Source organism: Singulisphaera chitinilytica (assembly GCF_049331405.1).
GTDB lineage: Bacteria > Planctomycetota > Planctomycetia > Isosphaerales > Isosphaeraceae > PoT.
On the sequence record NZ_CP186274.1, the window covers coordinates 6,320,620 to 6,345,999 of the forward strand.

The 25,380-nt window shown below is 64.7% G+C and carries 16 protein-coding genes and 3 rRNA genes; 13 read left to right on the plus strand and 6 right to left on the minus strand.

The window, feature by feature from the left end; translation table 11 throughout:
• Positions 1–87 precede the first annotated feature (87 nt).
• Positions 88–1,497: a DUF1501 domain-containing protein gene (locus tag ACOYYX_RS25115; protein ID WP_422924804.1), complete on the minus strand. Its 1,410-nt coding sequence runs from the start codon at positions 1,495–1,497 to the stop codon at positions 88–90.
• Between the two features lie 62 nt (positions 1,498–1,559).
• On the minus strand, positions 1,560–4,484 hold the full coding sequence (locus ACOYYX_RS25120) for a DUF1553 domain-containing protein (RefSeq protein ID WP_422924806.1): 2,925 nt from the start codon (positions 4,482–4,484) through the stop codon (positions 1,560–1,562).
• Between the two features lie 196 nt (positions 4,485–4,680).
• Between ACOYYX_RS25120 and ACOYYX_RS25125 the strand changes: the two genes are divergently transcribed.
• The 12 genes from ACOYYX_RS25125 to ACOYYX_RS25180 all read left to right on the plus strand — a co-directional run bounded on the left by ACOYYX_RS25125 (position 4,681) and on the right by ACOYYX_RS25180 (position 16,314).
• Complete coding sequence (locus ACOYYX_RS25125; protein WP_422924807.1) at positions 4,681–5,808, plus strand: substrate-binding domain-containing protein; 1,128 nt, start codon at positions 4,681–4,683, stop codon at positions 5,806–5,808.
• A 157-nt stretch (positions 5,809–5,965) separates the two neighbouring features.
• Positions 5,966–6,322, plus strand: coding sequence for a cupin domain-containing protein (locus ACOYYX_RS25130; RefSeq protein ID WP_422924809.1), 357 nt, complete (start codon positions 5,966–5,968; stop codon positions 6,320–6,322).
• 94 nt (positions 6,323–6,416) lie between these two features.
• The gene (locus ACOYYX_RS25135; RefSeq protein WP_422924810.1) at positions 6,417–6,839 is read left to right on the plus strand and encodes a MarR family winged helix-turn-helix transcriptional regulator; all 423 of its coding nucleotides are present in this window, start codon (positions 6,417–6,419) and stop codon (positions 6,837–6,839) included.
• A gap of 50 nt (positions 6,840–6,889) precedes the next feature.
• Positions 6,890–7,933, plus strand: a complete 1,044-nt coding sequence (locus tag ACOYYX_RS25140; RefSeq protein WP_422924812.1) for an aldo/keto reductase — start codon at positions 6,890–6,892, stop codon at positions 7,931–7,933.
• Positions 7,934–8,134: 201 nt separating this feature from the next.
• A complete protein-coding gene (locus tag ACOYYX_RS25145) occupies positions 8,135–8,959 on the plus strand; it encodes a helix-turn-helix domain-containing protein (protein WP_422924814.1) in 825 nt (274 codons plus the stop codon).
• 87 nt (positions 8,960–9,046) lie between these two features.
• On the plus strand, positions 9,047–9,823 hold the full coding sequence (locus tag ACOYYX_RS25150; RefSeq protein WP_422924816.1) for a class I SAM-dependent methyltransferase: 777 nt from the start codon (positions 9,047–9,049) through the stop codon (positions 9,821–9,823).
• A 152-nt stretch (positions 9,824–9,975) separates the two neighbouring features.
• Entirely contained in the window at positions 9,976–10,572 is a 597-nt protein-coding gene (locus ACOYYX_RS25155) for a TetR/AcrR family transcriptional regulator (RefSeq protein WP_422924818.1), read from the plus strand.
• Between the two features lie 103 nt (positions 10,573–10,675).
• The gene (locus ACOYYX_RS25160; protein ID WP_422924820.1) at positions 10,676–11,161 is read left to right on the plus strand and encodes a DinB family protein; all 486 of its coding nucleotides are present in this window, start codon (positions 10,676–10,678) and stop codon (positions 11,159–11,161) included.
• A 330-nt stretch (positions 11,162–11,491) separates the two neighbouring features.
• Positions 11,492–12,976, plus strand: coding sequence for a hypothetical protein (locus ACOYYX_RS25165; RefSeq protein ID WP_422924822.1), 1,485 nt, complete (start codon positions 11,492–11,494; stop codon positions 12,974–12,976).
• A 236-nt stretch (positions 12,977–13,212) separates the two neighbouring features.
• Complete coding sequence (locus tag ACOYYX_RS25170; protein WP_422924824.1) at positions 13,213–14,376, plus strand: prenyltransferase/squalene oxidase repeat-containing protein; 1,164 nt, start codon at positions 13,213–13,215, stop codon at positions 14,374–14,376.
• 190 nt (positions 14,377–14,566) lie between these two features.
• Positions 14,567–15,277 (plus strand): hypothetical protein, encoded by a 711-nt coding sequence (locus tag ACOYYX_RS25175; protein ID WP_422924826.1) that lies wholly within the window; start codon positions 14,567–14,569, stop codon positions 15,275–15,277.
• The gene (locus ACOYYX_RS25180) at positions 15,277–16,314 is read left to right on the plus strand and encodes a DUF1559 domain-containing protein (RefSeq protein ID WP_422924828.1); all 1,038 of its coding nucleotides are present in this window, start codon (positions 15,277–15,279) and stop codon (positions 16,312–16,314) included. Before ACOYYX_RS25175 ends, ACOYYX_RS25180 begins: the two co-directional genes overlap by 1 nt.
• A 92-nt stretch (positions 16,315–16,406) precedes the next feature.
• Here the strand turns inward: ACOYYX_RS25180 and ACOYYX_RS25185 are convergent, their stop codons facing one another.
• Entirely contained in the window at positions 16,407–18,260 is a 1,854-nt protein-coding gene (locus tag ACOYYX_RS25185) for a M61 family metallopeptidase (protein ID WP_422924830.1), read from the minus strand.
• A gap of 806 nt (positions 18,261–19,066) precedes the next feature.
• On the opposite strand from ACOYYX_RS25185, the gene ACOYYX_RS25190 reads away from it, so the two are divergent.
• Positions 19,067–19,579, plus strand: coding sequence for a hypothetical protein (locus tag ACOYYX_RS25190; RefSeq protein WP_422924832.1), 513 nt, complete (start codon positions 19,067–19,069; stop codon positions 19,577–19,579).
• Between the two features lie 212 nt (positions 19,580–19,791).
• Here ACOYYX_RS25190 and rrf read toward each other — a convergent pair.
• The 3 genes from rrf to ACOYYX_RS25205 form a co-directional block, all read right to left on the minus strand.
• Positions 19,792–19,900 (minus strand): 5S ribosomal RNA (gene rrf / locus ACOYYX_RS25195).
• 218 nt (positions 19,901–20,118) lie between these two features.
• Positions 20,119–22,916 (minus strand): 23S ribosomal RNA (locus ACOYYX_RS25200).
• A 569-nt stretch (positions 22,917–23,485) separates the two neighbouring features.
• Positions 23,486–24,993 (minus strand): 16S ribosomal RNA (locus ACOYYX_RS25205).
• The 16S, 23S and 5S rRNA genes sit together here, the layout of an rRNA operon.
• Positions 24,994–25,380 lie beyond the last annotated feature (387 nt).

Below are 25,380 nucleotides of genomic sequence, written 5' to 3' on the forward strand. Positions count from 1 at the left end.
GGCGAAAACCGAGCGGTCGGTCACGCCTGGGACCGACCGCTCGGTTTCTTGTTGGGAGGCTTCGGGATCCTGCTCGGATGCTTCGGATCAGGCGATGATGTCGTGGACGACGTTCCCTTTCACGTCGGTGAGGCGATAGTCGCGGCCGGCGTGGCGGTAGGTCAGGCGGGTGTGGTCGATCCCGAGGAGGTGCAGGATCGTCGCGTGGAAGTCGTGGACGTGGACGGGGTTCTCGGCGACTCTGGCCCCGAGCTCGTCGGTGCAGCCGTAGGTGTAGCCCCCCTTCACCCCGCCGCCGGCGAGCCATGATGAGAAGCAGGCGCTGTGGTGCCCGCGCCCCTTGGTGCCGTCGATGCCGGGGGTGCGGCCGAACTCGGTCGTCCAGACGACGAGCGTGTCGTCGAGCATCCCCAGCCGCTTGAGATCTTTCAGGAGCCCGGCGATAGGCTGGTCGATGGCCTTAGCCCTCGGGCCGTGGTCGGCCATGTCGCCGTGCGAGTCCCAGTTGGCGCTCGAACTGCCGTCGATCAGCTCGACGAAGCGGACCCCTCGCTCGACGAGGCGTCTGGCCACGAGGCACTGCCAGCCGAAGCTATCGGTCTGGCCTCGCTTGAGCCCGTAGAGGTCGAGGACCTTGTCGGATTCCTGGTTGATCTCGAAGGCGTCCTTCGCCTCGGTCTGCATGTGGAAGGCGGTCTCGAACGTCCGGATCCGGGCGGCGAGCTCCATGTCATTGCCGTGGCGCTCGCGATGGCGGCGGTTGAATGCCTCGGCCAGGCCCAGCTCCATCTCCTGGATCTTGGCCTGGGGCGTCCTGCGGTCGAGGTTCGCGATCGGCGTGGGGCCGGGGACGATCCGGACCCCCTGGTGGTAGGCCGGCAGGAAGTCATTGGCATACACCTGCGTCCCGGCGTAAGGCAGGTGGGGAGCCAGGACCATGAACGACGGCAGATTCTGGTTCATCGTCCCCAGGCCGTAGCTGACCCACGACCCGATGCTAGGCCTGGAGAAGAAGAACGAGCCGGTGTGGATCGCCAGGGTGGCCTGGTAGTGCTCGTTGTCGTCCGACTTCATCGAGCGGATCAGGCTGATGTCGTCCATGCAGTCCCGGATATGCGGGAAGAGGTCGCTGACCTTCGTGCCGCTCTTGCCCCCCGGCTGGTACTTCCACAGGGGCTTGAGCAGGACGCGCTGCTCGTTCGAGAGCCCGCCGCCGACGCCCGTCATCTTGCCGTCGGCGGCAAACAGCTTGGGCTTCTCGTCGAACGTGTCCATGTGCGACACGCCGCCGGTCGAGAAGAGGAAGATCACCCGCTTGGCCTTGGCCGCGAAGTGCGGCGACTTCGGGGAAAGCGGGTCGAGGGGCCCCGCGCCTGCGGCTCCTTGCGGGACCGACTCGGCGAGGAGCTGCGAGACGAGGCCCGGCAGCAGCAAGGAGCCGCCGACCATGCTCCGCAAGACCTCGCGACGTGGGAGATTCGGTTGCCGGTCTCGCATCGGGTTCCCTTCTTTCTTTCTCGCCTCGATTGATCGGAGTCTTATGTGAAACCGGTTGGAAATCAGTCGATGTAGACGAACTCATTCAGGCGGAAGAGGGCCCTGGCGAAGGCATGCCAGGCCTGCGGCTCGACCTGATCGGCGGCGGTGCCCGCGGAGTTCAGCTCCTGGCGGACCGACCGGAGGAAGGCCAGGCTCGTCTCCGCCTCCTCCGGCTCCGGCTTCCGCCCCAGGGCCAGGAGGTAGGCCCGCTCGAGGCGTGCGTGGTCGTCCCCCTTGATGTTCAGGAGTCGCGAGGCGAACTTGCGGGACTGCTCGTGGACGAACGGGTCATTGAGCAGGTAGAGGGCCTGGAGCGGGGTCGTGCTGGTGATCCGCTGGGGGGTGCTGACGCTGGGGTCGGCGCCGTCGAAGATCGCCAGGTACGGATGGCGCTGGATCCGCTGGGTCATCAGGTAGACGCTGCGGCGGTTCGTCTCATAGATGGCCTTGAACGGGTTGTGCTGGGTGTACTTCCACTGCGACTGCGGCGGGAACGGATGCGGGCCGCCGGGGCCCGGCTCGAGCCCCTCGGCGAGGGTCAGCAGCGTGTCCCGGATCGCCTCGGCGTCGAGCCTCCGCCTGGGGAATTCGCCCAGCAGTTCGGGCTTGGCCGGGGGCTCGTCCGGCTTCGCCTCGTGGTGGCTGGCGAGCCGGTACGTCCTCGAGAGCATGATCGTCCGGTGCATCTCCTTGACCGACCAGCCCGAGGCCACGAACTGATTGGCGAGCCAGTCGAGCAACTCGGGATGCGTCGGGGCCCTCCCCTGGCGGCCGAAGTCGTTGGGGGTCGGCACGATCCCCTTGCCGAAGTGGTAGAGCCAGAGGCGGTTGACGACCACCCTGGCCGTTAGCGGGTTCTTCGGGTCGGCGATCCACTCGGCCAGCTTGAGCCGGCCGCTCGTGCGGTCGTCGTCGGGCAGCTTGGCGCCGCCGAGGATCGTCGGGAAGTGACGGGGGACGAGCGCCCCCTTCTTGTTCGGATCCCCCTTGATCTGCACGAACGTGTTCTCGGCCGCGCCCGTCTCGGAGACGGCGTAGGCCTGGTCGAAGGGCAAGGCGTCCTTCTCGAACTCCTCGGCCTTCGCCTTGGCCTTCCTCAAGGCCTTGTCGAGCTTGTTGCGGGCGTCCCCCCTGGCGGCGTCGCGATCCTTCTCGACCCGATGGACCTCGGCGTCGAGCTCCTTCTGGCGAACCTTCTTCGCGGCGATGGCGGCGTCGACCTCGGCGGGCGGGACGAGCGGCACGAGGTCGCGCTGGGACTGCTCCAGCTCGATCCCCGGCCAGGGATAGCGCGTGTTCTGGAAGAAGCCGTAGAGGGCGTAATAGTCCTCGGTGCCCAGCGGGTCGAACTTATGGTCGTGGCAGCGGGCGCAGTTGATCGTGAGCCCGAGGAAGGCGCGGCCGACGTTGTCGATCGTGTCCTCGATCGTCAGGTGCTGCGGGTAGTCGGAGACCCTCGAGCCGAACCGCCGGGCGTTGGCGATGTAGCCCGTGGCGATGGTCTGCTCGTTCTTCTGCGCCCGGTCTGCCGCGGGCAGGAGGTCGCCGGCAAGCTGCTCTTTCACGAATCGGTCGTACGGCAGGTTCCGGTTGAAGGCAGCGATGACCCAGTCGCGATACTTGACCATCTGGGGGATCGGGAAGTCGGAGTTATCCCCGGCCGTGTCGGCGTAGCGCACGACGTCGAGCCAGTACCTCCCCCAGCGCTCACCATACCTGGGCGAGGCCAGCAGTCGATCCACCACGCGGGCGAAGGCGTCGGGGGCCTTGTCGTTGACGAAGGCCTCGATCTCCTCGGGTGTGGGGGGCAGGCCGGTGAGGTCGTAGGTTGCCCTGCGCATCAAGGTCGGGCGATCGGCCTCGCCGACGGGGTTCCTCCCCTCGCTTTCGAGTTTGGCCAGGATGAAGTGGTCGATCGCGTTGGCCGGCCAGTCCTGCTGGCGGACGGCCGGCGGCTGGGGCGGGCTGACCGGCTTGAACGACCAGAACTCGCGGGCCTTGGCCCAGTCGATCGCGTACTTCGACTTCTCCTTCTCCGTGGGCGCGGCGACCTCGGTCCTGGGGTCGGGAGCCCCCATCTTGATCCAGGCCTCGACGTCGGCGATCTCATTGGGAGAGAGCTTGGATTTGGGCGGCATCCGCAGGCCGGGGTCGGTCTGGCGGATGGCCGTCATCAGGAGGCTTGCCTCAGTGTCGTAGGGGACGATGGCGGGCTCGGTGTCGCCCCCCCGCTCCAGCGCCGGTCGCGAGTCGACCTGCAGGTTCCCGCCGATCTTCTTCGAGCCCGCGCTGTGGCACGAGTAGCAGTGCTGGACCAGCATCGGGCGGATCCTGGATTCGAAGAATTGCAACTGCTCGGGCGTCGCCGAGGAACTGGCTGATGTCCTGGGTACTTCCCCCTGCCCCGTCCAGACCTCGAGCCCCGACAGGTTCGCGTCCCCGCCCCTGGCCGAGAGCTTGATCCGACCCTTGCCCTGGGTGACGTCGACCTTCCAGGGGCCGAGCCTGGCCCAGATCCCCTCGCCGCGGCTGTTGTACGAGTCGACGACCGGCCTGTCGTTCACGAGGATTTGGAACCGGGTCGGGTCGTTGTCCTCCCAGACGTAGAGGAAGACCTGATAGATCCCGTCGGGGACATCCGTCAATTCCACGTCGATGTTATTCCCCCAGCGGCTGCTCCGGATCATCCGGGCGTGTTCGGGGTCGCAGTTCGGCTTGAGGCCGACCTTCTGATTCTCGAACGACTGGCCGTTGCAGAGATAGTGCTGGGCGTCCTTCCCCTCCCAAGCGTGCCCGTCGATGACGAGTCCCGGCCCGTTCAGGCAGATGCCGCGGTAGAACTTCGCCGCCCCGACCTCGTTCTCGGCCGCGTCGCCGGTCGACGGTAGGAGCGCCGTCAGCAGCAGGATGAACCACCAAACCCGGTGGAGACGCCTCGAAGTCATCGGAATGAGTCCCCGGTCTTTACCGCCGCTGGAATGGTCGTTGAGAGTCGTCGGCGGGGTTTCCAGGATCAATTCAACGTTTGACCACCCTCTGCCGCCATGCCAGAATGCGCAAATCTCTTGTCGATTTGCGACACGCCCTCGTGATGCCCCGGGTCGACTCATGCCCTCCGAAAGCATTCGTGTTGGCCTTGTGATGGCGCATACCCTGGCCTTCTACCGCGAGATCCTGCGCGGGATTAAATCGTTCGCCGAGGAGCGGAGCGACTGGATCCTGACCCCGATCGCCCCCGAGAAGCGGGCGATCGGCCTGGCGAAGTCGCTACGGTGTGATGGCTACATCGGGCACCTCTTCAACTCGCCGATCGCCGAGGCGGTCCTCGCGCTGGGGAAGCCGGTGGTCAACGTCTCCGGGGTCCTGCCGGGGTTGCCGATGCCTCGCGTGGTCGTCGACCACGAGGAGGTCGGCCGGATGGCGGCTCGCCACCTGATCGAGCGCGGGGTGCGGACCTTCGGGTTCGTCGGCTACCCCGAGCACGATTTCTCGCTCGGCCGCGAGCGCGGCCTGATCGAGATCGCGGAGGCTGCCGGGTTCACGGTCTCGGTCTTCCACGATGATGTCCATCGCATTCAGGATCCGACGGGGATGTGGTTCTGGAACCGCCCCCTGCTGCAATGGCTGACCTCCTTGACGAAGCCGGTCGGCCTCCTGACCAGCCACGACACGCAAGGCGCCCAGGTCTCGGAATACTGCCGACAACTCGGCTTCTCCGTCCCCGACGACGTGGCGATCGTCGGGGTCGACAACGACGACCTGCTCTGCGAGATGAGCCGGCCCTCCCTCTCCAGCGTCGCCCTCCCCGCCCAGCGGATCGGCTACGAGGCCGCGACATTGCTTGACCAGCGCATGCGGGGTCAGACCCCATCAACCTCAGTCGTCGTGCTCCCGCCCGTCGGCCTGGTCGTCCGGCAGTCCTCGGATCTGATCGCCGTCGCCGACCCCGACGTCAGCGACGCCGTCCGGTTCATCCAGGAGCATGCTCACCAGCCGATCCGGGTCCCCGACGTGCTCGAGGCCGTCCCCGTCGCGCGGAGGTCGCTCGAGCGCCGGTTCCGCAAGTGGCTGCAGCGGAGCATCTCCGAGGAGATCTGCCGGGTCCACATCGAGCGCGGGCGGGACCTGCTGATGAAGACGAACCTGTCGATGTCGGCCATCGCGGAGCTCTCCGGATTCACCGACGGCCGCCAACTGTCGATCGCCTTCCGCCGCGAGACCGGCATGACCCCCTCCGACTATCGCCGACGCTTCCGTCTGCGCCCCTGAGCCTCCCGACCTGCGATGGAATGCAAACGGCCGACGGCCCTTTTATAATGCCAGGCGAGGCCGCGGCGACATCGCCCGTAACCCAAGGGTCGTGCCCGGGCACCGCACGCGCGAGGTCGGCCTCCTATTCATTCACGAAGCATTTCGAGGGATCATCATGGGATTCATCGATATTTTTGAGCATCCGCCGATCGAACCCGTCCCCGGCTGCCGGATGAGGACGCCGTACGGCAAGAACCTCATGCTCTCCTACCTCGAGATGGACGAAGGGGCCGAGATCCCGTCGCACTCGCACCCCCACGAGCAGGGCGGGATGCTCATCAAGGGGGTCGTCGACCTCACCATCGGCGACGAGACCCGCCGCGTCTCGCCGGGCGCGATGTTCCTGATCCCCTCGGGGGTCCCCCACCGCGTCATCGTCGTCGAGGGGCCCGTCGTCATCCTCGACACCTTCAGCCCCATCCGCGAGGACTACGCCGAGCTCGCGAACCGATACATCCCCAACCGCCCGTGAGCGGCCCCTCCAGGCCCTGGCGGTCGCTTGATAGTTTTGAATGAAACTATTTGACTTCGGAAGTTCCTCGGCTTACCATTCGCCGAGGACAGTGATGGACGACCTTTGCGGGACATTCGGGCGGCTCTGGCGTCTGATGGGCCTGATCATGGAGGAGGCCGAGCCGGGCCTCGATGCGTTGGGCCTCCAGCCCAAGGCGTTTCTCCTGCTGGCCGCGGTCGAGGAGTCGCCGTATCCCGCAGAACTGGCCAGGATCTTGGGCCTGCCGCCCCCGACGGTCACGTATCTCGTGAAGCCGTTGGAGGCGAAGAACTACCTGCTCCGGACGAAGGAACCGGGGGACCTCCGCCGGTTCCGGCTCGCCCTGACGGACGAGGGCCGCGAGGCCGTGCGCCTCGGGACGGCGGCGATCCACGCGGCCTTCGAGGAGCGCCAGCGCCGGCTCCGCCCTGGGGAGATCCGGGTCTTCGACCGACTCGTGCAACGCCTGGCCTCGACGGATTCGGGGTCGGCCTGAATCAGGGTACGTATCGAGATATCTTCGAAACATGGAGTGAAGGGTAAAACATGCGATATCAGCTCCTGGGTCGGTCGGGCCTGCGCGTCTCCGAGCTCTGCCTGGGGACCATGACATTCGGCGAGGAGTGGGGCTGGGGGTCGGCCAAAGACGAGAGCCGCAAGATCCTCGACACCTTCTTCGAGGCCGGCGGCAACTTCATCGATACGGCCAACGTTTATACGAACGGCACCAGCGAGACCCAACTCGGCGAGTTCCTCGAGGGGAACCGCGACCGCGCGGTGCTCGCGACCAAGTACACCAACGCGATGCCCTCGCCCGACAACCACGTCAACTCGGCCGGCAACCAGCGCAAGAGCATGATGCAGTCGGTCGAGGCCAGCCTCAAGCGGCTCCGGACCGACTACATCGACCTCTACTGGGTCCACATCTGGGACCGGATCACGCCGATCGACGAGGTGATGCGCGGGCTCGACGACCTCGTGCGGCAGGGGAAGATCCTCTATGCGGGGATCTCCGACATGCCCGCCTGGCTGATCGCCCGGGCCAACACGCTGGCCGAGCTGCGCGGCTGGACCTCGTTCGTCGGGCTCCAGATCGAATACAGCCTCGTCGAGCGCACCGTCGAGCGCGAGCTCCTGCCCATGGCGCAGGCCCTCGGCATCGGCGTGACGGCCTGGTCGCCCCTGGCCGGCGGGCTCCTGACGGGCAAGTACCTCAAGGAGCGCGCGGAGGGGGCGGAAGGCCGCTTCGGCACCGACATGATGAAGCCCATGCTCCGGACGTCGGAGCAGGTCGACGCCACCGTCCGCGAGGTCCTCGCCGTCGCCAACGAGTGCGGCCGATCCCCCGCGCAAGTGGCCCTGGCCTGGCTCCGCCAGCGTTCGCAGCCGATCATCCCGATCGTCGGCGCCCGTCGGCTCGACCAGTTCAAGGACAACCTCGCGAGCCTCGAATTGAAGCTCGATCCCGCCCAGGTTGAGCGGCTCGACAAGGTGAGCCGCGTCGAACTCGGGTTCCCGCACGACTTCTACGATCGCGACATGGTCAACCAGATCGTCTACGGCGGCTTCCGCGACAAACTCGACGTTTGATGGTATGAGCCTGGGTTCCCCCCGGCGTTGCAACCGCCGGGGGACCGATCAGGCCTTCCCTCCTCCGCCCCGATCGGTTGGAATGCGGAGAATCCCCATTCGAGTTGATTGGACGCCTGCGCGAACTCGCGAGGCGTCGGGTGCGTTCTTTGCTCATCGCAAGGGCTGTAGGTCGTTCGATGGGGACGAGGAGGCTTCGCGTTGGGTTCATCGAGGCAGGAAGCGAACTGGAACGCCCTGAGGAGGTCGCCGGGCCTGGATCTCGAGGCCTGGACCTCGTCATGGACCTCGCACGCCCAGACGCGGCACACGCACAATCAGGTCCAGCTCAGCCTGACGCGCGAGGGCTCCGGCTCGTTCTGGATCGGCGAGAGCCGCACGGAATCCCCGCCCGGACACCTCGTCATCATCCCGCCCGGCCAGGTCCATTCCCTCTCCCCGGCAGCTTGCGAGGCCTGGCGGTTCGACACCGTCTATCTGCCCGAGGCCTCATTCGCGGAAGTCGCTCCCGGCACTCGCGCCGACCCGGCCCTGGCGAAGACGTTCCTCCGGGTCCATGACGCGATCGCCCGGGACACCTCGCGCCTGATGCTGGAGGTCGAGATCCTCGACCTCGTGGAGTCGCTGGTTCGCGGAATCCATGAGCGTAGCCTCATCGCCCCGAGGTTGCCCGAGCGCGGCCATGCCTCGCTCGAGCGCGTCCGTGACTATCTCGAAAGCTGCCCCTATGACGGCGTCGACCTGGCCCAACTCGCCGCGATCGCCGGCCTGAGCCCCTACCATTTCTCGCGGTCGTTCCGACGCGCCTTCGGCATGCCCCCGCACGCCTATCTCCTGCAGGCCCGAGTCTCCCGGGCTCGCGTCCTCTTGAGACAAGGGGAGCCCGTCTGCGAGGTCGCCGCCCGGCTTGGCTTCGCCGACCAGGCGCATCTGACCCGGCATTTCCGGCGTCTCACCGGGGTCACGCCGGGGCGTTATCGCGACGCCAGCAAGAACGTTCAAGACGGTCGCGTGGTCCCTTCCTAAACTTGGGCGATCCCACGAATCGGCCGGGCGACGGCGGGCAGTCCGTCCGCCGCAACGGGCCATTCCTCCGACCGCCAGGGCACGCGCATGAACGCCGAAACCCAACGCCGCCTGATCCTCGAGCAATTCACCAGGCAGGCCGTCCCGTTCAAGGAATTCCCGGCCCACTCCAACGAGTCGTCCCTCGAGCACGTCCTGCGGGCCTCCGCCGTGCAGCCGACCGACGCCGTGCTCGATGTCGCCTGCGGCCCCGGCCTCGTCGCGACCGCCTTCGCCAAGTTCGCCCAGCATGTAACGGGCATCGACCTGACACCCGCCATGATCGAGCAGGCAAGGGAACTCCAGGCCTCGCGCGGCCTGACCAACGTGGACTGGCGCGTCGGCGACGTCACCGCCCTGCCCTTCGAGGACGCCGCCTTCGACCTCGTCTTCACGCGCTATTCGTTCCATCATATGCTCGAGCCCCGCCGCGTGCTCGACGAGATGGTCCGCGTCGGCAAGCCCGGCGGCCGCGTGGTCGTGGTGGACGTCTACTCGCGAGATCCCGAGCAGGGAGAAGCCTACGACCGCGTCGAGACGCTCCGCGACCCCTCCCACGTCCGCGCCCTGGGCCTCGGCGAGTTCGCGGACCTCTTCCGCGACGCCGGCCTCGTCGACGTGGAGGTCGGCTTCTACGGCCTCGAGGTCGTCCTCGAAGACCTCCTCGCCGGCTGCTTCCCCAACCCGGGCGACGACGACAAGGTCCGGCAAATCTTCGCCGACGACATCGGCCACGACCGCCTGGGCGTCGGGGCCTATCGTAAGGATGGGCAGATCCGCTTCAGCTTCCCGATCGTCGTGCTCGTCGGCCGCAAGCCGGAGTAATCCCCCACGCCCCGACTCATTCGCCGGACCGAGCCCTCCAGACCGGAGGCTCGGTTCGCTCCCTTCGAAAATTCGACGATGCCGCCCCCTTCCCTCCTTGATCTTCCCGCCGATCTCCCTAAAATAGACAGACCTGTATGTATGGAGGGTCAATGAAGCGATCGTCGAAGCGGGATGAACTTGTCGAGACGGCGCGGGGACTCTTCTACGAGAAGGGGATCCTCGCCACCGGCATCGACACGATCCTGGCCGAGAGCGGCGTCGCGAAGATGACCCTCTACAAGCACTTCAGGTCCAAGGATGACCTGATCCTCGCCGTCCTCCGCGACAACGAGGCGAGGTGGCGGGAATGGTTCCGCACGGAGGTCGAGCGCCGGGCGAGCACGCCCAAGGAGCAGTTGATCGCCGTCTTCGAAGTCCTGGCCGCGTGGGTCAACGGCAAGGATTTCCGCGGCTGTCTGCTGTTCAATGCGGTCGCCGAATGTCGGGGCCTGGATCTTCGGATCCAGGGGGTCGAGCTCGAGTTGCGACAGGGCCGACGCCTCTTCCTCGAGAGCCTCGCCGCGGCCGCCGGTGTGCAAGATCCGACGCTTCTCGTCTCGCAACTGTCCCTGCTGATCGAGGGGACGATCTCGATGACCCTGATCCATCGCGATCCCCAGCATGCCGCGACGGCCTGCACGACCGCCGCGCTCCTCATCCGTGACGCCACGGCCCGGCCGAAGCGTCGCCCGACGAAATCCGCTTGAGATTCGCATGTCGGCGAATCTCAACCTGGCCTCAGTCAGTCCGTCAGAAGGTTTCCACTGCCGACGTTCTGGACAGACTTGTCTGTCAATTCGGGAGCTATCCATGCCGACCGCGAAAGATGCCATCCGAGCCTCGATGGGGATGGGCGAGTATCTGCTCAAGCTCTACTTCCAGGACCTCACCGACGAAGAACTCGCGGCCGTGCCGGTCTCGGGGATGAACCCCGCGGCCTGGCAGATCGGCCACGTGATCGCGGTCGAGCACGGGGCCATCGAGAAGGTCCGCCCCGGCTTCTGCCCGCCGCTCCCAGAGGGGTTCAAGGAGGCCCACGCCAAGGAAGTCATGCAGAGCGGAGCCTTCAAGCCCGCCCTCAGCAAGGAGGAATACCTCGACCTCTGGGCGAAGACCCGCGCCGGGTCTTACCGGGCCCTCGACGACTTGACCGATGAGGATATGAACGCGGAGACCGGGTCGAAGTTCGTCCCGACCGTCCTCGCGCTCATGAGCCTCGTCGGGACCCATGCGAGCCTCCACGCCGGCCAGATGGTCGCCGTGCGCCGGAAGCTCGGCAAGCCGGTCTTGCTCTGATCTTGCCGTTCTTGAGCCTCGCGTTTTCCCCGCAGGACGTGCCGCGCCGGCGAGTGCGGCCCGTCCTCTTTGCGTGTTCGAATCGTCGGTTCGATCCCGACGCAACTCGCCAAAGGGTGAGGATGTTTGGTGGATCCTGTTCCGAGCCCCTGGAGAAAAATTGCGACCTCCTCCTCATGACTCGGCCCCTCGAGCGTTAACGAGATAGCGACGATGCGGGCCATGACCGATTTCTGCGAACCCGGAACTTCGCCGCGACTCGGCACGTCCAAGGGAACGAGTCGCTTCGATGCTGGTGCCCGCGCTCCCGTCCTTCGAGGAGGTGGTCCGATGTTCAAGCGGTTTGCGATGCTGGCCCTGGCGGCCCTGGCGGTGCTGAGCATCGTCTGGGAGTCTTGCCGTTCCGTCGTCTCGGTGGCTCTCGCCGATGAGCCTCCCCCCGCTCAGAAGGAAGTCGGCGAGGCGAAGGCCGACCCAGCCCCCACGGTCTGGACCACGGCTGTCCCGCCCAAGGCCCTGAGCGATCACGTGGCGAAAGGCCTGGCCTGGCTGGTCGAACACCAGCACCCCAACGGCGGCTGGAGCCAGGGGGAAGAGGCGGCGACCATGCACCCCGGCGGCGGCAAGCAGTTCACCGACACCCCCAACGTCGCCGACACCTGCATCGCCGCGCTCGCCTTGCTCCGAGCCGGCCACACGCCGGAGAGCGGCACCTACAAGGAGGCCGTTGCCAGGGCGGTCAAATACGTGCGGTCCCAGGTCGACGCCTCGGCCCCCGACTCGCTGGACGTCTCAAACGTCAAGGGGACCCGCGTCCAGATGAAACTGGGTCCAAATATCGACACATTCCTCGCCTCGTTATTCCTCGCCGAGGTCAAGGGCCGCATGCGTGACGAGCAGGCCAACCGTGAGGTCAACCAGTCGCTCGACAAGGTCCTGGCCAAGATCAAGAAGCACCAGAAGGCCGACGGCACCTGGGATAACGCGACCGGCTGGGCCCCGATCCTCGCGCAATCGGTCGGCGGCAAAGGGCTGAACCGAGCCGCGCAGGCCGGTGCGAACGTCCCGGCCGAGGTCCTCGCGAAGACCGAGAGCTTCGCCGTGGCCCAGTCGAACGCCGCCTCCGCGAAGCCGGCCACGGCCGCCGCTCCCCCGGTCGAGACCGTGGCGCTGCTGGAATCCGCCCCCGGCGAGACCGCAGGTACCAGGACCGCCGGTCGGGCCAAAGTCTCCGGCATGTCCAGGGCGGGAGGCATGGGCATGGCGGGCATGATGGGAGGCGGCCGCGGCTTCGCCATGGACGGAGCCGCCGGCGTCGAGCTCTACGCACGGGCCTCGAACCTGAGCACCCTGCAGGACTCGGTCAACACCAACGAGGCGGCGGAAGCCAAGTTCCGCATGATGTACGACACCGCCAAGAACGACAAGGATCGCAGCTTCGCCAAACGCGGCCTGGACCGCGTCGAGAATACTCGCAAGGCCCATCAGGAATCGCAGAAAGCCCTGCTCGGCCGCCTCGACGACGCCGGCTTCGTCGCCGGCTTCGGCTCCAACGGCGGCGAGGAATTCCTCAGCTACATGAACATCAGTGAGAGCCTGGTTCTCAAGGGCGGCCATGACTGGAAGCGCTGGGACGACGCGATGGCCAGCAACCTCGACCGCATCCAGAACCAGGACGGTAGCTGGTCGGGCCACCACTGCATCACCGGCAAGACCTTCTGCACCTCCACCGCGCTGCTCGTCCTGATGGCCGATCGCACGCCCGTCCCCGTGAAGGCAAAGCCGGCCGCCGAAGCGAAAGAGTCGGTGCATTGAGCCTGTGCAGAAATCCGTTGAAAAATAGCCAAGAGTTAAGAAAATAGATAAGTAAATAAGTCGCCGTGTGAGGTGCTGGCAAATTTCGCTCAGCACCTCACGCGTTCCCAACTCCGTGGCGTGATCGGAATCTCATCATGGCAACGGGGTCAATGTATGAAGAGACCGTGCCCTCTTGTCGTCATTCCCTTCCCAAAGCATCGATCAGCCGTCGTCTCGCCCTCTCGATGATCTCGATGGGCCTTGGCGTGTCGGGTTGCAAGGCCCGCCGCAGGACGCTGCTCGAGGAGATGGACGCCGCCCTCGCCTCGGGCCTTCGAGCCCTCATTGGAGCTCAATCAAGCAATGGCTCCTGGTGTTCGAAGACCTATGGAGCCCTGAAGGACGGCCTCTCGCTGACGGGCCCCGTGCTCAAGGCGATCCTTTATGGCCCAAGCGTGCCAGGATCCGAACGAGCCAGGCGGCTCGGCGCCGAGTACCTCGCTCGCCGCGTTCGTCAGGACGGCTCGATCGACTACGGCCCGTTCGGCGCGATCTATCCCGTCTACTCGGCATCGACGGCTGCCATCGTCCTCAGCCGATACGACACGGGCAGTGGCACACGTCCGCGCGACGCCTGGCTCGCCGACCTGCAATCGAGGCAGCTCACCGAGGACCTCGGCTGGACCCCGGACGACCCGGCCTACGGCGCCTGGGGCTACGCGACCTTCCCGACGAGCAAACAATCCATCGATGCGAACGCAGGATCACCGGCCGACGCCGACCTCTCCTCCACCCTCTTCGCCCTCGGGGCCCTCGGGATCTCCGGTTCATCGAACGATACCCCGGCCATCCAGAAGGCCCTACAATTCGTGCAGCGCTGCCAGAACTTCGACGAGCACCATTCTCGCTTCGCCGACGGCGGCTTCTTCCTCTCCCCCACCGACCCCGTGCGGAACAAGGCGGGCGTGGCTGGGGTCGACTCAGATGGTCGCGAGCGTTACCACTCCTACGGCGGCCCGACCGCCGATGGCCTTCGCGCCCTCCTGCGCTGCGGGCTCTCGGCCAAACATCCACGCGTCATCGCCGCGCGAGCCTGGCTCGAGAACCACTTCGACCCCAGTCGCAACCCGGGGACCTTCGAACCAATACGCGAGGTCGAGCGCGACGCCACCTATTACTACACGGCCTGGTCGACCGCCCATGCCTTCCGGGCCCTCGGCACCTCTCACTTCCGCTCCCAGGGCCGCGATGTACCCTGGACCGAAGAACTCGCGAAGGCCCTCATCGAGCGCCAGAGGCCCGACGGCTTCTGGTCGAATCGCTGGCAAGCGTCCAAGGAAGACGACCCGCTCATCGCAACCCCACTGGCCCTCGGCGCCCTTGGGATTTGCCGGATGCTGACACCAACACATCCTTGATCAATAAGTATCGGATCGTGTGCAGGGCTCTCATAACGTGGTCGTGCGAATTGCCTTTCGCGAGCGTTGACGGTTGTGGGAGTCATGCCCGATGATGGCTGCCCGTGAAGGTGAGCACTCGTGGCATCGACCGCCTCGCGACCCCGATACCTTCGGATGCCGGACCAAAGCGATGGAGTTGTTACCGGCGATGAGACGACGTTTCGCGGTCGTGATGTACGCCCTCGCGGCGTGGTCCCTTGTCGAAGGGCCCGCGGAGGCTGGGATGCCTTCGCCGTTCGCGACGCTGGAGGATCTCGCCAGGCTTCGCCTCCAGAGCATCTCGTTCTTCCTCGCGACCTTCCTGGTGTGTGCCTGGCTGTTCCAGCGGATCTGGAATGGCCTGACCGGCGATTTCCCGAGACTGCCTCGGCTCTCCTTCCGCAGGGCGATCGGCGTCATGACCCTCTGGGGCCTGCTGTTCCTGATCGTTCTGACCATGATTTCCGGCGCCCGTGAGTTGTTGACGCCGGGAGCCTGGCGCAAGGACGGGCTCACCTACAAGCTTGATGAGGCCAAGACGAAACCGGCTCCAAACCCGGACCCTGCGAAGCTCTCCCTTCGGCGCCAGAAGTTGGAGAGCCTGGGGCTCCTCCTCTCGCATTACGCCGAGAGTCACGGCGGGCAATTCCCTCCCGACGCCCAGGTCGCCGAGATCCCCGAGAAGGCCTGGGTGGTCCCCGACCCGTCCGAGATGAAATATCGATATATCCAGGGGCAACGCCAGGGCGGCGATGAACGTCCCCTGGCCATCGAGCCTGCGATTTTCGATAAGCATCCCCTCGTGCTCTTCACGAGCCTGGCGGTCAGGCCGATGACGTTCGAGCAGATCAAGAACCTCCTGGCATCGGGAGGGAAGTGATGTCGAGACTCACCTTGATCATCATCGCCTTCGTCGTATCCATGCTCCTGATCTGCATGGGGATCATCCTCCCGTTCGACCTGGCCCTCAACCTCGCATTCGGCTGGGCTCCCTTCCTCTACCGCGTCATCCCCCAATTGACGCTGAATGTCGGCAGCGTCCTCGCGGCGACCGCGGCGGTGGTCGCGTTTGCGCTAGGCCTGCACGGGTTCCTGACCTGGCTCGTGCCCCGGTTGGCCGAGGCCGGTTCGAACTCGCAATGGCGTTGGAGGAAGCGCTGGACGGCCGCGGTCGTGGGAGGCGTGGTCATCCTGTTCGCCTCGGGCGTGGCGACGGTCGGGGTCGTCCATCAACTCGGCTGGCTGCTGGCGTCGAAGGACCGGCTCCTCACATTCGGAGGGTCGCCCGCCGTGAGCCGGGTTAGGTCGGTGAATAACCTCAAGCAGATAGGGTTGGCCTTCTACAACTACAATCAATCAATCGGCACGTTCCCGCCCGGCTCTACGTTCGACCGCACGGGGAGGCCCCTCCATAGCTGGCAGTCGCTCTTGCTGCCCTTCATGGAAGAGACCGCCCTCGCCGAGCAGATTGACTTCCTGTCGCCCTGGGATGAGCCTGTGAACGCGAGGGCATTCCAGACGCCGCTTCGAGGGCTCCTGAACCCCGAGTTCGGCTCCCCCGAGGAGAAGGATGCGGCGGGATATGCCCTCACGCACTACACGGCAAACGTAAGGGTGCTCGGGAATGACAAGGCATTGCGGATCGAGGACTTCAAGGATGGCACGAGCCAGACCCTGATGGCGGGCGAGGTTGCCGAGGGCTTCAAGCCCTGGGGCGATCCGATGAACCGGCGTGATCCCGGTTTGGGGATCAATCAATCGCCCGAAGGGTTCGGGAGTCCCCAGAAGACCGGCGCCCTGTTCCTCTTATCCGACGGCTCGGTCCGCTTCATCAGGACGGGCGTCAAGCCGAGCCACCTGAAGGCATTGAGCACCCCCGCCTCGGGCGAGGTGATCCGACCCGAGGACGAGTTCTGAATCAAATGATGTGATCAGTTCGTCATTAACGCCGTTTCCTGATCGAGCCGACATCGCAGGCGCCGGGCCTGCGATGTCGACGCGAGGCAAAGTCAGTCCTTGAGCCAGGCCTTGCGATGTGCCTTGGCTGGGTCGCCGGCGTCGGGGTCGATCTCCCACTTCCACGCCGTGACCGGCTCCTTACCGAACGTGGTCGCGATCCGCATGAGGCGGCCCCGGCGGGCGATGAGGATGGAGACGCGATCTTGCGGCCGGAATTGCTCCATGCGCCGGGACCACTGCTCGGGCAGGATGCGTTCTTCGTCGATGCCGACGATCTCGTCCCCCACGTTGAACCCGAGGGCGTGCCCCGGGGTCTCGCGCTTGACCCCCGTCACCATGAGCTTGCCCCCTTCGGGTTTGGTGACGAGGCCGAGCCAGGCCTTCTCGGGAGCCTTGTCGTTCACCTTGCCCTTGCTGCCCTTGCCGAAGCGGAGGCCGTACCAGCCGGAGGCCTGGGAGTAATCAAGCTCCTCGGTGGTCTCGAGGGCGAGGCGGAACCACTCCTTCAGATCGACGCCGGCGACTTCCTGGGCGGCGGCCCGGAACTCCTGCGGCGTGTACCCCTTCTCGCCCGAGTAGCGGGAGTAGACGAGCCGCATGACGTCGTCGAGGCTCTTCGCCCCATCGGTCGCCTGGCGGATCTTGGCGTCGAGCAGGAGCCCGACGACGGCCCCCTTGGTGTAGTAGCTGATCGCCGTGTTCGGCGTGTTCTCGTCGCGGCGGTAGTACTTGATCCAGGCGTCGAACGAGGCCGTTTCAAGCGGCTGCACAAGCCTCCCGGGCGTCTCCTGGAGCTTCTCGATGTCGCCCTTGGGCTGGTCGGAGTCAGAACCAGGCGGCGGCTGGTCCCCGGTCAAATACTCCTCGACCGTGCTGAGCCCGGCCCGACGCACCGTAAGGCGGTCGTAATAGCTGGTGATCCCCTCGGCGATCCAGAGGCTCCTGGTGAGGACTTCCCCCTCGTAGTCGAACGGCCCCAGCTCGACGGGGCGCATGCGCTTGACATTCCAGGTATGAAAAAATTCATGCGCGACCAGGTTCAGCCATGAAAGATAATCGGCGCGCCGACGAGTGGCCCAGCGGCTGGCCATCAGGAGCGTTGAGTTCTTGTGCTCGAGGCCGCCGGAGCCCTCGACCAGCATATTGAAGAAGACGTACTTGTCGTAAGGCAGGTGGCCCCAGAGGTCGCGCTCGGTCCGGACGATCGCCTCGACGTCCTTGGCCGACTTGGGCCCGTCCCAGATGCCCCCTTCCCCTTCGTTGACGAGGAAGTGCTTCTTGCCGTCGACCTCAAACTCATAGATCGCAGGGTTACCGGCGTAGATTGGGGAGTCGACCAGCGTGTCGAAGTCCGCGGCGACGTAGCGGTGGCCGGGAGGACCGGGGATGTCGGGCAGTCCCGTGACCGATCGCTTCCAGTTCGGCGGCAGGACGAGCGAGACCTCGTGCGGCCGGACGGTCGACCCGGCCAGGGTCAGGAACGTCGCCGCGCCGTTGAGCATGGTGAAGGATTCGTCGATCCAGTTCGACTGCACCGTCATCTCGCGGCCATAGACGCGATAGAAGACGCTGATCCGTTCGGCGTCGGGCGTCCCGATCTTCCAGCGGTTCTTGCGGGTCTTCTCGATGGTCAGGCTCTTGCCTTCGGGGGTCTTCGCCGAGAGGCCTTCGACGTTCCTGGCGTACTCGCGGACGAGGTACGACCCGGGCGTCCAGACGGCCATCATCAACTCGACCTCGGGCTTGCCGTCGGTGGGGACGGTGGCCTCGACCTCGACGTAATGCGTCTGGGGGGCGGGGAAACGAAGGGTATAGCGGATCGGCTCGGCGGAGAAACTCGGGCTCGAATGCAGGAAGAGGACCGCCAGGAGTGGGGCGAGGAGGTAGGCGAAACGCTGGGGCATCGGAACCTCAAAATCCCAGTTGATGAGTGTCTTTTGACGCCCGGAGAAGGCGAATCGGGCCCCGGGCGGGGAGGGCTTGCCCGGATTCGAGGCCGTTCGCCCGGGAGAGCCCCGGGACCTCGCCTTCTCGAACGACCACATGATACACGGTGATATCGCCGCGGGAATCGGGTCGGCCTGAATTCGGACTGGAGAGACAAGCCAATGCCGGGAGCGGAGATCGAGCGTGATCGAGCCGGATTTGGCGAGGACCTGCGAAGGCGGTCACGTTTCAGCCCATTCATACGTAGCAGAACAGGACACATTTGGTTCGGTGAGTGCGAACCCGGACCAAACTCGCCTCGTATGAGCAGGTAGAAGAACACGTTAAGAGCCTCTCGAATGAGGCGGGGATTCGCGGTCGGGGCGCAAGGGGGAGCACTCCGCCGAGGGCCGAGCTCGGTGCACAATCGGTGCCGTCGAATGCTCGCCCGCGGGGGTGGAAGGGGACTTCGTCGAGGGAGAGTGCCGGGGTCGGAGAAAGAAGAGATCAGGATCCTTGCAAACGTTGGCGAAAGATCGCCCCTCTCGCAAGTCGCGATAGCGAGGCACGGACAGTCGATCGGGAATTGGTCCGGGCGGAAGCGTGTTCCGGAGGATTCCGGCGGAACGCCGGCGAAGACCGGTCGGGAATCAGGGTGAATACGCGACCCATCAAACGACCAATATTCTCCCCCACGTCGTAGAAAGACCGAACGGACGCTCGACCGAAGTTATGGCGAGGCCTGGGCGTCTCCAATGAAAGATCAACTTCAGGGAGCCTGGCAATGCTAGTCCGATCGATGCTCTTGGCGGCAGTGGTGGCGGTCGCATCCGTAACTCCCTCGTTCGCTCGAGGCGGCGGCGGCCATGGCGGCGGCGGAGGCCACATGGGTGGCGGTCACGTGGGTGGTGGCCATGTCGGCGGTTATCACGGCGGCGGGGGTTATTACCACGGTGGTGGCGGCTACTACCATGGCGGTGGCGGCTATTATCGCGGCGGCGGCTATGGTTACCGCAGTGGCTACGGCGGCCTGGGTTACTACCCGTTCTATGGGCTCGGCTACGGCTTGGGCTATGGCGGGTATGGTGGATACGGCTACGGTTCTGGCTACGGGTACGGCAACAGCGGGTACTATTCCGGCTACTCGTCCCCGAGCTACAACTACTCAAGCGGCTACAGCGGCTATGGCACGACCGCCGGTGCCCCCTACTTCACGGGCCAGTATTACACCGTGAATGGCTACCAGTATCCCGTGTACTACAATCCGGCGAACGGGACGTATATCTACTATCCCTGACGTTCGCCAGTCCGACGGTTCTCACCGTCCATAGCGGCGACAAGCCCCGCCCGGTTCCCCGGTATGATACCGGGGAATCGGGCGTCTTTGTTTGCTCTGGGAAGCGCAAGAACGAGTGGATCGTGAAGTGTTGGAAGATGCTAAGCGGAAGCTCGAGAACAAAAAAAGCCGCCCCGGGTCACCTTTGGGGGTGACCGGGGCGGCTTGTGGGATTCCGGCGATGACCGACTTTCGCGCCAAGGGCACTATCATGGGCCTGACGGGCTTAACGGCCGTGTTCGGGATGGGAACGGGTGGGACCCCGTCAGTATGGTCGCCGGAAATTCGTCCGCCGGGCGTTGAGGCCCGGCGGACGCGTTTCGGTGGATCCGGTCACGCGTCGAATGGACCGCGGCGGGCGGGCACACCCGAGGACCTCGACGACAGCAGATCCTTATAGATCCGTATGTCACATGGTCCGGGTGATGTGTGAACCACACTCCGGATCTCATCCTTCGCCATCGGCTTCATGCGAAGCCGGTGGAGGCGGACGGATCGGGGTGGTCAAGCGGTCGGCTGTTAGGACCGGTCGGCTGCGGCGATCGCTCGCCGTGCACTCCCGGCCTATCGACCTGGTCGTCTTCCAGGAGCCTTCGCACTTTCGTGCCGGAAACCTCGTCTTGGAGGGGCTTCGCGCTAGATGCCTTCAGCGCTTATCCGGTCCCGACCTGGCTACCCGGCGATGCCCCGAGCGGGACAGCCGGCACACCAGAGGTCGGTCCTCCCCAATCCTCTCGTACTAGGGGAGACGCTCCGCAAGTTTCCTACGCCCACGGCAGATAGGGACCGACCTGTCTCACGACGGTCTGAACCCAGCTCGCGTACCGCTTTCATTGGCGAACAGCCAAACCCTTGGGACCTTCTCCAGCCCCAGGATGCGATGAGCCGACATCGAGGTGCCAAACCTCCCCGCCGCTAGGGACGCTCGGGGGAGATCAGCCTGTTATCCCCGGAGTACCTTTTATCTGTTGAGCGACGGCCTTTCCATCCAGCACCGCCGGATCACTAACGCCGACTTTCGTCCCTGCTCGACTGATGGGTCTCGCAGTCAGGCACCCTTCTACGTTTGCGGCTCGCGTTGCCCGATTGCCGACCGGGCCGAGGGTACCATTGCACTCCTCCGTTACTCTTTGGGAGGAGACCGCCCCAGTCAAACTGCCCGATGAGCATGGTCCCGGCCCGGGCTACGGACCGGTGAGGATCAGGGTCATTTCAGGGTGGTATTTCACCGATGGCTCACCGACGGCTGGCGCCGCCGTGTCGCAGCCTCCCACCTATGCTACACAGAAAGGACACTGACCCAATGCCAACCTGCAGTAAAGGTTCACGGGGTCTTTCCGTCTGACCGCGGGTACGTGGCATCTTCACCACGGCTACAGTTTCACCGGGTCCCTCGTGGAGACAGTGCTCCAGTCGTTACGCCATTCATGCAGGTCGGAACTTACCCGACAAGGAACTTCGCTACCTTAGGACCGTCATAGTTACGGCCGCCGTTTATCGGGGCTTCGGTCGGCAGCTTCGCTCGCGCTGACCGCCTTCCTCAACCTACCGACACCGAGCAGGCGTCAGACTCTATACGTCCTCTTGCGAGTTGGCAGAGTCCTGTGTTTTTGATAAACAGTCGCTAGAGCCGATTCTCTGCGGCTCACCTTGCGGTGAGCACCCCTTATACCGAAGGTACGGGGTCATTTTGCCGAGTTCCTTCACGAGGGTTCTCCCGAACGCCTTCGGATGCTCGCCTAGCACACCTGTGTCGGATTGCGGTACGGGCCGGTCATGTCGTCCCCGCGGGGCTTTTCGTGGCCGGGAATTCAAAGAGCTTCCAGATCGAATGCTGTCGGCCTTGCGGCACGGGGGTATCTAGCGCCCCGACTCTCCTCGTCCCGGCGTCCTCCGCGGCTCAACCTTCATGACGGGTGGCGGAATATTAACCGCCTGTCCATCGGCTACGCCCTTGGGCCTCGCCTTAGGTCCCGACTGACCCTGGGCGGATTGACCTTCCCCAGGAAACCTTGTGCTTTCGGCGGATGGGCTTCCCACCCATCTTATCGTTACTCGTTCCGGCATTCGCACTTGCCCGCGCTCCACCGGTCGTTTCCATCCGGCTTCGCGGCGGCGGGCAACGCTCTCCTACCATCGTTTCCGATCCGCGACTGCGGCGCGACGCTTAGTCCCCGTCATTTTCGGCGCGGGATGGCTCGACCGGTAAGCTGTTACGCACTTTTGAAATGGTGGCTGCTTCTAAGCCAACATCCCGGCTGTCACCGCGATCCCACTTCCTTTGCCACTGAGCGTCGACTTGGGGGCCTTGGTCGGCGGTCTGGGTTGTTTCCCTCTCGAACGTGAAGCTTATCCCCCACGTTCTGACTCCCGGGGTCCGCCCTGCGGTATTCGGAGTTGGGTTTCGGCGGGTAGGCGGGAAGCCCCCCGACCGAATTCCGTCGCTCTACCCCCGCAGGGTATGTCCCGAGGCTGGCCCTAAAGCCATTTCGGAGAGAACGAGCTATCTCCAGGTTTGATAAGACTTTGACTCCTCCCCACGGGTCCTCCCCCAGTTTTTCAACACTGGTGGGTTCGGTCCTCCACGGCCGGTTAGGGCCGCTTCAACCTGCCCATGGGTAGTTCACCTGGTTTCGCGTCTACTGCACTCGACTATGGCGCCCGATGAAGACTCGCTTTCGCTGCGGCTCCTCCCTGAAGGGATTAACCTGGGGCCGAATACAGTAACTCGCCGGATCATTATGCAAAAGGCACGCGGTCAGGCTGGCCGAGGCCAATGCCCTCCCACCGCTCGTAGGCACGGGGTTTCAGGTTCAGTCTCCTCCCCTCATCGGGGTTCTTCCCACCGTTCGGTCGCCCTACTGGGTTCGCTATCGGTCGTCATCGAGTGCTTAGCCTTGCGGGATGGTCCCCGCCGATTCAGGCCGGGTTTCACGTGCCCGACCCTACTCGGGTACCGGATAGGGGAACTCGCATCGTCGCCTACGGGACTCTCACCCGCTACGGTGTCCAGTTCCAAGGAACTTCGGCTGACGCTCATTCATCCCACGACTCCGGCCCCACGACCCCGGGTGGTGTCCCACCCGGTTTAGGCTGGTCCCCGTTCGCTCGCCGCTACTGAGGGAGTCTCGGTTGATTTCCTTTCCTCCGGGTACTGAGATGTTTCAGTTCCCCGGGTCTCCTCGGGCATTCCGGGATCGACGCTCGTTCGGCAGCTCCCCCGGACATTTCGCAGCCTTCCACGCCCGAATCTCTGATGACGCCTAGGCATCCCCCCCGTGCCCTTAGGAGCTTGACCACGCCGATCCGGCCGCCGCACGGGTGCGACAGTCGATCCGGCATGGGTCACGTTCCCGCTTGGTGAGTCGGCGTCTCGCGACGCGGCTTCACCACCGTGTAACGATACTTGCGAGACCTGTCCGCCTCTCGGCGTGTCAGTCTCGCGATCCGTAAGGGTTCCACTGTTGTGGAGATACTTGGTATGCCACTACCATTGCTACGGTATTCTTGCGTGACCAAATCACCGAATTGTCAAGGAGCGATCGGCGCCCGGCAACCCGGGGCCTACCTGGCCGCTGGCCAGGGGGCGAAGCTGTCTGATGACAGCACCGCCCCGCACCCAGCGGGACTTCGAATAAGCGATAGAGCAGAGGTGGGATGATCGCTCATCCCACCGTCACCCCATCAGATTTTCATCTGAGACGGTCGATCGTTCGTGGTGTTGCGTTACGGACCCGCGTGGGAAGCCGGCGTCAAGCGTCGAGAACTAGGGACGGTGCCGATGCGGCCTTTCCGACCGGACGACGCGAGATAACTCGCACCGCTTTGGCCCGGTCTCGGGCCGAGATTTTCCAAGGAAATCCTTAGAAAGGAGGTGATCCAACCGCAGGTTCCCCTACGGTTACCTTGTTACGACTTAGTCCCCATCACGGGTTTCATCTTCGGCGCCTGCCTTGCGGCTCCGGCGACTTCGGATGCCCCCGCTTTGGTGGCTTGACGGGCGGTGTGTACAAGGCTCAGGAACACATTCACCGCGGCATGCTGATCCGCGATTACTAGCGATTCCAGCTTCATGCGGGCGGGTTGCAGCCCGCAATCCGAACTGAGGGGCGGTTTTTGCGATTAGCTTGTCCTTGCGAACTTGCGACGCTCTGTCCGCCCCATTGTAGTACGTGTGCAGCCCCAAGCATAAGGGCCATGAGGACTTGACGTCATCCCCGCCTTCCTCCGGCTTAACGCCGGCGGTCTGTCTAGAGTTCCCGCCATGACGCGCTGGCAACTAGACACAGGGGTTTCGCTCGTTAGGGGACTTAACCCAACACCTCACGGCACGAGCTGACGACAGCCATGCAGCACCTGTGCACGTTGTACCTTGCGGCCTCACCGGCGTTTCCGCCGGCTAATCCGTGCATGTCAAGCCTGGGATAAGGTTTTGCGCGTAGCCTCGAATTAAGCCACATACTCCACCGCTTGTGTGAGCCCCCGTCAATTCCTTTGAGTTTCAGCCTTGCGACCATACTCCCCAGGCGGGGCACTTCACGGTTTCCCTACGGCAGGGAGCCCATCGGCGAGCCCCCTACCCAGTGCCCATCGTTTACGGCCAGGACTACCGGGGTATCTAATCCCGTTCGCTCCCCTGGCTTTCGCGTCTCAGCGTCAGTAAACGTCCAGGACCTCGCTTTCGCCACGGGCGTTCCTTCCGATCTCAACGCATTTCACCGCTCCACCGGAAGTTCCAGGTCCCCCTACGTTCCTCCAGAAGAGTCGTATCCGCGCCCGTTCCACGGTTGAGCCGTGGGATTTCAGCGACGGACGTGCCCTCCCGCCTACACGCGCTCTAAGCCCAGTGATTCCGAATAACGTTCGCACGGTTCGTCTTACCGCGGCTGCTGGCACGAACTTAGCCCGTGCTTCCTCCAGGGTTCAGTCAACCTTTCGGCTTCTTCCCCCTCGACAGGAGTTTACAACCCGAAGGCCTTCGTCCTCCACGCGGCGTCGCTCGGTCAGGCTTGCGCCCATTGCCGAAGATTCTCGACTGCAGCCTCCCGTAGGAGTCTGGGCAGTGTCTCAGTCCCAGTGTGCCGGGCCACGCTCGCACGCCCGGTAGGCATCGCAGGCTTGGTGGGCCGTTACCCCGCCAACTACCTAATACCACGACGGCCCGTCCCGGAACGCCGGAGCTTTGGCGAGGCCTCGATGCCGAGTCCTCGCGTCGCTGGGGATTACCCGCAGTTTCCCGCGGCTATACCCATTTCCGGGGTTGGTTACCGTCGCCTTACTCACCCTTGCGCCACTGGCCTTGCGGCCCGTACGACTTGCATGCCTAATCCACGCCGCCAACGTTCATTCTGAGCCAGGATCAAACCCTTCAAAATTGGTCCGACTCACCATCCGAAGATGACTCGCCGATCCTCTCCCTCTGGGTCGAGGAAATAACTGACTGGTCGCAGACGATTTTCATTGGGATTTGCATCCCGGAATCGTATGCCGGTTGGTGCTGCCGTCCCTGCCGCCATCCTCCCCAACCGGGAGGGGACGACCCCGACGGCTTCACGCCGGCTTCCCTCGAGGGTCCACAACGATCCACCACGATCGACCGAATTGTCAAAGAGAGCCCCCGACGATGTCAGCGGCCGGAGCGACCTGCCTCTTGGGGCGAGTCATTCCGGCCGAACACCAACGCAGGGATACGCGACCCACAGTTCAGTATCGGTTGTCCGTTACCGTCCTGTCGGCCGGTGGTCGTCACCCGCGTTGTCACA